This window comes from Nonomuraea sp. NPDC049784 (assembly GCF_040659615.1).
Lineage (GTDB): Bacteria > Actinomycetota > Actinomycetes > Streptosporangiales > Streptosporangiaceae > Nonomuraea.
This window is the reverse complement of sequence record NZ_JBFAMX010000613.1, coordinates 1-6,174: the sequence shown is the minus strand read 5'-3', so window position 1 is coordinate 6,174 and position 6,174 is coordinate 1. Positions and strand designations below refer to the sequence as shown.

6 protein-coding genes and 1 pseudogene are annotated in these 6,174 nt (G+C 73.2%); all 7 read right to left on the bottom strand.

Features of this window, described 5'->3' with window-relative positions; translation table 11 throughout:
* A partial coding sequence (locus tag AB0J09_RS53545; RefSeq protein ID WP_360709843.1) for a protein kinase occupies positions 1 to 1,254 on the bottom strand: 1,254 nt, incomplete at its 3' end.
* A 133-nt stretch (positions 1,255 to 1,387) separates the two neighbouring features.
* Entirely contained in the window at positions 1,388 to 2,530 is a 1,143-nt protein-coding gene (locus tag AB0J09_RS53540) for a cytochrome P450 (protein ID WP_360709841.1), read from the bottom strand.
* A 211-nt stretch (positions 2,531 to 2,741) separates the two neighbouring features.
* Positions 2,742 to 3,527 carry an IclR family transcriptional regulator gene (locus AB0J09_RS53535; RefSeq protein WP_360709839.1) on the bottom strand — a complete coding sequence of 262 codons (786 nt, stop codon included), beginning with the start codon at positions 3,525 to 3,527 and terminating at the stop codon, positions 2,742 to 2,744.
* Between the two features lie 211 nt (positions 3,528 to 3,738).
* A complete protein-coding gene (locus tag AB0J09_RS53530; protein WP_360709837.1) occupies positions 3,739 to 4,065 on the bottom strand; it encodes a hypothetical protein in 327 nt (108 codons plus the stop codon).
* A gap of 40 nt (positions 4,066 to 4,105) precedes the next feature.
* On the bottom strand, positions 4,106 to 4,717 hold the full coding sequence (gene eda / locus AB0J09_RS53525) for a bifunctional 4-hydroxy-2-oxoglutarate aldolase/2-dehydro-3-deoxy-phosphogluconate aldolase (RefSeq protein ID WP_360709835.1): 612 nt from the start codon (positions 4,715 to 4,717) through the stop codon (positions 4,106 to 4,108).
* A gap of 130 nt (positions 4,718 to 4,847) precedes the next feature.
* A complete protein-coding gene (gene glk, locus AB0J09_RS53520; RefSeq protein ID WP_360709833.1) occupies positions 4,848 to 5,813 on the bottom strand; it encodes a glucokinase in 966 nt (321 codons plus the stop codon).
* Positions 5,814 to 5,956: 143 nt separating this feature from the next.
* Positions 5,957 to 6,174: pseudogene (locus tag AB0J09_RS53515) on the bottom strand (phosphogluconate dehydratase); the annotation flags it as partial.

Genomic DNA, 6,174 nt, shown 5'->3' with positions numbered 1-6,174 from the left:
CCCACGAGCGGCTCCCGGCACGGGACCGGCTCCCGGTGTGGGGCCGGTCCGCTCGGCCGGGGGCGGAGACTGCGGTCCACGGCCCGTTCCGGGCGTGGGACCGGTGCGTTCGGCGGGCGGCGGCTGCTGTGGGCCGCGGCCCGTTCCAGGTGTGGGACCCGTGCGCTCGGCAGGCGGGACCGGGCCCGCTCCGGGCGTGGGACCGGTGCGCTCCGCGGGCGGCGGCGGCTGCGGGCTGCGCGCGGGCGCCTCAGGGCGTGGGCCGCGACTCTGGTGGGACGGGCTGTGAGGGGTGCGTGGGTGGCCGGTGCCCGGCACCGCGCCCGTGCGGTCGGGCGGCATGCGGTGCGGCGGCTGCGGCATCAGCGGGAAGTCCGACGGGTTCCACGCGTTGGTCAGGTGCTTGGTGGCGGCCAGCTGCGCCGCGGGCTCGTCGGCCGCCCCCACCAGCTCCAGCAGCAACTGCCTTGCCGCGGGCCGGCGTGCCGGGTCGGGGTGGATGGCCGCGGCCACCAGCCGGTCCAGCGGCGCGGGCAGCCCTCGCAGATCCGGCGGCGCCGTACGGGCCCGGGCCGCCATCACGTACGCGTCCCCTTCGCCGAACGGATGCCCGCCCAGCCCCGCGTAAGCGATCAGCGACCCCCAAGCGAACACGTCGCCCGCCGGGCTGGTGCGTCCCTCGAAGACCTGCTCGGGAGCGATCCATCCGGGCGTGCCCATGACCATGCCCGCGTTCGTGTGCCGGGAGTCGACGTGCGTCGACCGCGCCAGCCCGAAGTCGATCACCCGGGGCCCGGCCAGCGTCAGCATCACGTTGGCCGGCTTGAGGTCGCGGTGCACCAGCCCCGCCGCGTGGATCGCGGTCAGCGCGGCGGCCACGCCTACGGCCGCGGAGTGCAGCACGGACGGCGAGAGAGCGCCGTGCTCGATCAGGTGGTCTTCGAGCGAGATGCCGTCGATGTACTCGGTGACGAGGTAGAGGACGCCGCGGTCCTCGCCGTGGTCGAGCACGCGCGCCGTGCAGAACGAGGCCACCTTGCGCGCGTTGGACACCTCTTCGTGGAAACGCGCCCGGTAGACCGGGTCGGCCGTGAAGTCGCGCCGGATCGCCTTGAGCGCCACCCGCGACCCGTCGGCCGCCTTGGCGAGATAGACCACGCCCATGCCACCGGTGCCGAGACGGCTGATCAGCTCGTAGGGGCCGATCGCCGGCGGATCTTCCGGCTTCAGCGGAGTGCCTGCGGAGCGCCCCAACGTCGCCGTCCTCTCGCCGTCGTCATCCCGTCTCAACCCGAACCGTTCCTCCGCCCGGCACGCCTTTTGTACCCAAGACTCTAACGGAGGAAGGGGACGCTCGTTGGCCACTAGTTCTGAGCAGGCATGCGGCTTAGTTCGGTGCCGTCATACGGCGCAGCGGGCGCATTGTCACGCGCAGGCGGGAGACGTTGAGCGCGTAGGGGAGCGGGCGGTGCGGCGACAGCAGCCGGCCGACAGGCTTGGGCCGGGCCGCGCGCACGATGCCGGCGAGGAAGGCCGTGCCGACCGCGAGCGTCAGGTGCACGCCGTCGCAGCCCGGCCTCGCCCACCACTCGTTCGCCGCGGTGCCGTCCAGCCAGATCTCCGGCGCGAACGTGTTCGCGTACGGCAGGCGGGGGCTGCGCTGATGCGCCGCGATCGGCACCAGCACGGTGGTGCCCGCGGGCAGGGTGGTGCCGTACCAGTCGGTAGGCGTGGTCGTGACCCGGGAGAGCGCCGGCACCGGCGGCCACAGGCGCAGCCCCTCGCGCAGGCAGGCCCGCAGGTAGTCGGGGTCGGTGCGGGCCGATTTGCGCTGGGCGGGGTGGGCGGCGAGCAGCGCCAGCGTCTGCATCAGCCCCGTGGAGATCGCCCCGAACCCCATCAGCCAGAACGCCGCCTGCATGAGCCCCCGAGACTCGGCCTCGCCGGCGTTCTCCGCGATCAGGCCGGCCAGCGTGCCCGGCTCGGCGCGGTGCAGGTGGTCGAGGATGCGGGCGTCGTACCGGCCGGAGAGGATCTCCTGGCGCCGCCTGGCATGCCACCTGCCGGCCCGCGTGATGCCCGCCAGCAGCCTGGTGAGCTGCTCATCGCCGGCCGCACCGTCGCCGTAGACGCAGCGCCTGGCCACGCGCCGCCAGCGGGCGTCGAGCCGGGCGTGGTCCACCACGCCGGAGGTCAGCTCCCTGGCCTCCTCCCTGGCGATGTCGATGAAGGCCGGGCGCAGCACGTCCGTCGGAAGGCCGAAGGGGCGCTGTTCGACTCCCTGCGCGTACTCGCCCCCCTCAGACAGCACGCGCAGGACGTCGCGCTTCGACATGACCAGCAGGGCCGGGCCGCGCAGGCCGCGCACCAGCACGGGGCGGCCGCCGTACCTGGCCTCGAGCCCCGCCAGGAGCGCACGGGAGCGCAGCAGGTCGCGTCCGGGCATCAAGTGCGGCGCGACGGGTGGGACGACGGTGGCAGCCAGGCGGAGGCTCTCCAGTACGGTGGCCCTGGGGAGGCCCCTAGGCACGTGCGACCTCCCGCGTTCCGGCCGGCGCCCGCGTGTCCGTGGCCCTGCGGGTCCGGACCTTCCGGACCGCGGGCGCCTCCTGGGCGGCCGGAGCGGGATGGAAGTTCATAAACCGATGTGAACGCCGAGGCCGCCGTGCCGCAATCACCGGTTTCGGCTGACGGAACACTTCCGGTCACGCGCCGGCCAGGTGTCCCGGTGACCGGGACGCCTACGCGCTGAGGAGCGCGGACGAGATGGCCTGGGCGGCGCCGCGCACGGAGATGCCGAGCTTGGCCAGCGGCGTACTGCCCGCAGGGGCGGCCACCCCCAGCGACATGCAGATCCGGCCGCCGGGTCCGAACACCGGCGCCGCCACGCACGACACGCCCTCGGTGAACTCCTCCTGCGAGTACGCCACGCCCTGCCTGCGGACCTGGGCCAGCTCGCGCTCGAGCCCGGTCAGCGTGGTGATCGTGCGGCGCGTCATCCGCTCGAACGAGCCGCGCGCGAGTAGCGCCTGGTGCAGGCTCGAGTCGAAGGCCAGCAGCGCCTTGCCGGTCGCCGTGCAGTGGAGCGGCGCGCGGTCCATGCCGTCGGAGCGGGAGTCGACCCGGTTGTGGCCGTAGAGGCGCTCGACGTAGCGGGCCTCCAGGCCGGAGGGGACGGCCAGGTTCACCGTCTGCCTGGTGGTCTCGTACAGGTAGAGCAGGTAGGGCAGCACGACCTTGCGGGTGCCCGGCACCCGCAAGCGGGTGATGCCGGCCATCGTCTCCAGCAGCTCACCCGGCAGGTAGCCGTTGCCCACCCGCCTGGCCAGCTCCCGCGAGCACAGCACGCCCAAGATGCGGTGCGCGGTCGACTTGGGTAGGCCCGTGGCGCGGCACAGCTGCGACAGGCTGACCGGGTGGGAGGCGGCGCTGAGCGCGAGCAGGATGTCGATCCCCCGCTCCAGGCTGCCGGGCTGCGCCGCGGGCCGGTCGTCCGTCACTGCTTGGCTGGCCGTTTCCGTCGGCATTCATCTCCCTTTCGCTCTCCGAGGAGCGAAAGGGGCTTCCCGGGGGCTGCGGTTTCCCTGTGCTGTACCCGGCCGCCGCCCGTTCAACGCGGGCTGATGATCTCCGCGTAGACGGAAACCGCCACGTCACCAGGTGTTTTGGCCCCAATGTCCAGTGTGCAAGGGGCGTTCGGGACAGCGATGATCCCTGAGGGCATAGGGCCGGCCGGACTCATCCGAGCCGGCCGGTTTCGCGGTGGCGGGCCTGTTCCATGCCGTCAAGGAGGTAGCCGAGGCCCTCGTCGAACGTGGCGTCCCAGGCGTGGTCGAGGCCGTGCTCGGCGAGGGCAGGGTAGCGGTCGGCGCGCTCCCTGAGGAACTCGCCGGCACCTTCGCGGTCGCGGTCCTGCCAGGTCACCTGCATGACGACCGAGCCCATGACGTAGTTGGACAGGCTGTAGGCGGCGGGCTTGGGTGCGGTGAAAGCCGGCGGCGGCCAGCGCCGTGTAAAGGAACTCGGTCCGCTCCAGCGCGTTCGGGCCCATGAGCGGACGGGCACGTACGGGAGAGCGACGAGCCCCGCTGGGACCTTTAGCCGATCACCGCAGGGCGGCGGCCTCCGAGGCCAGCTTCTCCACGCGGCCCCAGTCGCCGGCCGCCAGCACGTCGGCCGGGGTCAGCCAGGTGCCGCCGACACATCCCACGTTCGGCAGCGCGAGATAGTCGGGCGCGGTGTTCACCCGGATGCCGCCCGTCGGGCAGAACCGCACGTCGGGCAGCGGCCCGCCGAGCGCCTTGAGGTAGGGGACGCCGCCCGCGGCCTCGGCGGGGAAGAACTTCAGCTCCTTGATCCCCCGCTCGACCAGCGCCATCACCTCGGACACGGTGGCTGCCCCGGGCAGGTAGGGGACGCCGCTCGAGTCCATCGCCTCCACCAGCGACAGGGTCGTGCCAGGCGACACCAGGAACTTCGCGCCCGCGGTCATAGAAGCGGAAATGTCCTCCGAACTCCGGATGGTTCCCGCTCCCACCGTCGCCTCGGGCACCTCGGCGGCGATCCTGGCGATGGCCTCGCGCGCGGCCGGGGTCCGCAGGGTCACCTCGATGACCGGCAAGCCGCCGGCGACCAGCGCCCTGGCCATCGGTACGGCGCTCTCGACGTCCTCGATCACCACGACGGGAATCACTGGGGCGAGATCGAGCAAGCTCATGAGTTCTTCTCCTCGTCGGCCCGTTCCGGCCGTCTAGTCACGTACACGTCCCCACACCAGGCCTCGACCGCATCAATGGCCCTGCCCAATGGCACACGCCCCAACCGGATCCCGCCCGACGGGCGCTGGGTCACGCCACCAGCTCCCTGCGGGCACGCTGGGTCAGCCAGGCCGCGGCGCCCGTCAGCGCCGGCTGAGGGGCGACGATCAGCGCGGTGCCGATGGCCGCCAGGTAGTCGGCCATGTCGGGATTGGCCTCGAACCGGGTGCGGAAGTTGCTGGTGCGCACCCGTTCCACGATACGGGGGAGCACTCCACCGCCCAGATACACCCCACCCCTCGCACCGAGGGTCAGGGCCACGTTCCCGGCGAAGCAGCCCAGCATTCCGCAGAACACCTCGACCGTCTCCGCGCACAGCGAGTCGTCCAGCCGGGCCACGATGTCCGAGGCGGTCAGGTCGGGGGCGGCGACGCCGTTCACCTGGGCGAGCGCCCGGTGCAGCCGGACCAGTCCCGGACCGGACAGCACGTGCTCGGCCACCACGTGCGGCAGCCCCTGGGACTGCAGCGCCTGGACGATCTCCAGCTCCCGCCGGTCCACCACCGGCACCGTGACGTGCCCGCCCTCGCCGGGGATCGGCGTCCAGCCGTGGTCCGCCGGCACCAGCCCGCCCACGCCGAGCCCGGTCCCGGGGCCAAGCACGGCCTTGACGCCGTGGCCCGGCTCGGGGCCGCCCAGGGAGATCAGGTCGTCGCCCTCCAGGTGCGGCAGCGACACCGCCAGCGCCTCGAAGTCGTTCAGCAGCACCGCGTACGGCACGCCGAGGTCCCGTACGGAGCCGGCCCACTTGGAGTTCGTGAGCCGGTAGTGGTCGCCGTCGATCGGCCCGGCCACAGCCAGGCACGCCGCCCCCGGTCGCACTCCGCCCGCGTGTTCCGCGAGATAGGCGGCTACGGCTTCGGGGAGGGTCTCGTAGTCGGCCCCCGCCAGGACCGCGACGTTCGACGGCCGCGCTCCCAGCGAGGTGACCAGGCCGAACCTGGCGTTGGTCCCGCCGATGTCGGCGACCAGCCACGGAAGGTCAAAGGCACTCACCGCTTACCTCCGGCAATCCAGGGCGGCGTCAAGATCGCTCGCCGCCATCCACCGAAGGATCCCACGAACGCTCACGCTGCCCCAGAGGGGGTGGTGAGCCGCCGACCGCCGTCCCGGCGGCCGGCGTACCGGACGATGATCGCTCACCGCGCCAGTCCGGCGTGCTGGGCACCCACTGGGGCGCCCGTCTCCAGGTGGGAGGCGCCGGCCTCGGAGGGGAAGCCCAGCCCCGGGCCGTGGTGGGGCGACTCGGCGCCGCTCAGGCCGAAGATCCCGGCGCCCTGCTCGGCGTGCCCCGCCATCCGGCGGAACGCCGCGAACAGCTCGCGGCCCGTGCCCACCCACTGCGCGTCGCTCAGCG

What these genes read in the sequence shown, in the direction of transcription:
- AB0J09_RS53535 (WP_360709839.1), bottom strand. Translation starts at nt 3,527, where the DNA reads ATGCCGACGGAAACGGCCAGCCAAGCAGTGACGGACGACCGGCCCGCG.
- eda (WP_360709835.1), bottom strand. Translation starts at nt 4,717, where the DNA reads ATGAGCTTGCTCGATCTCGCCCCAGTGATTCCCGTCGTGGTGATCGAG.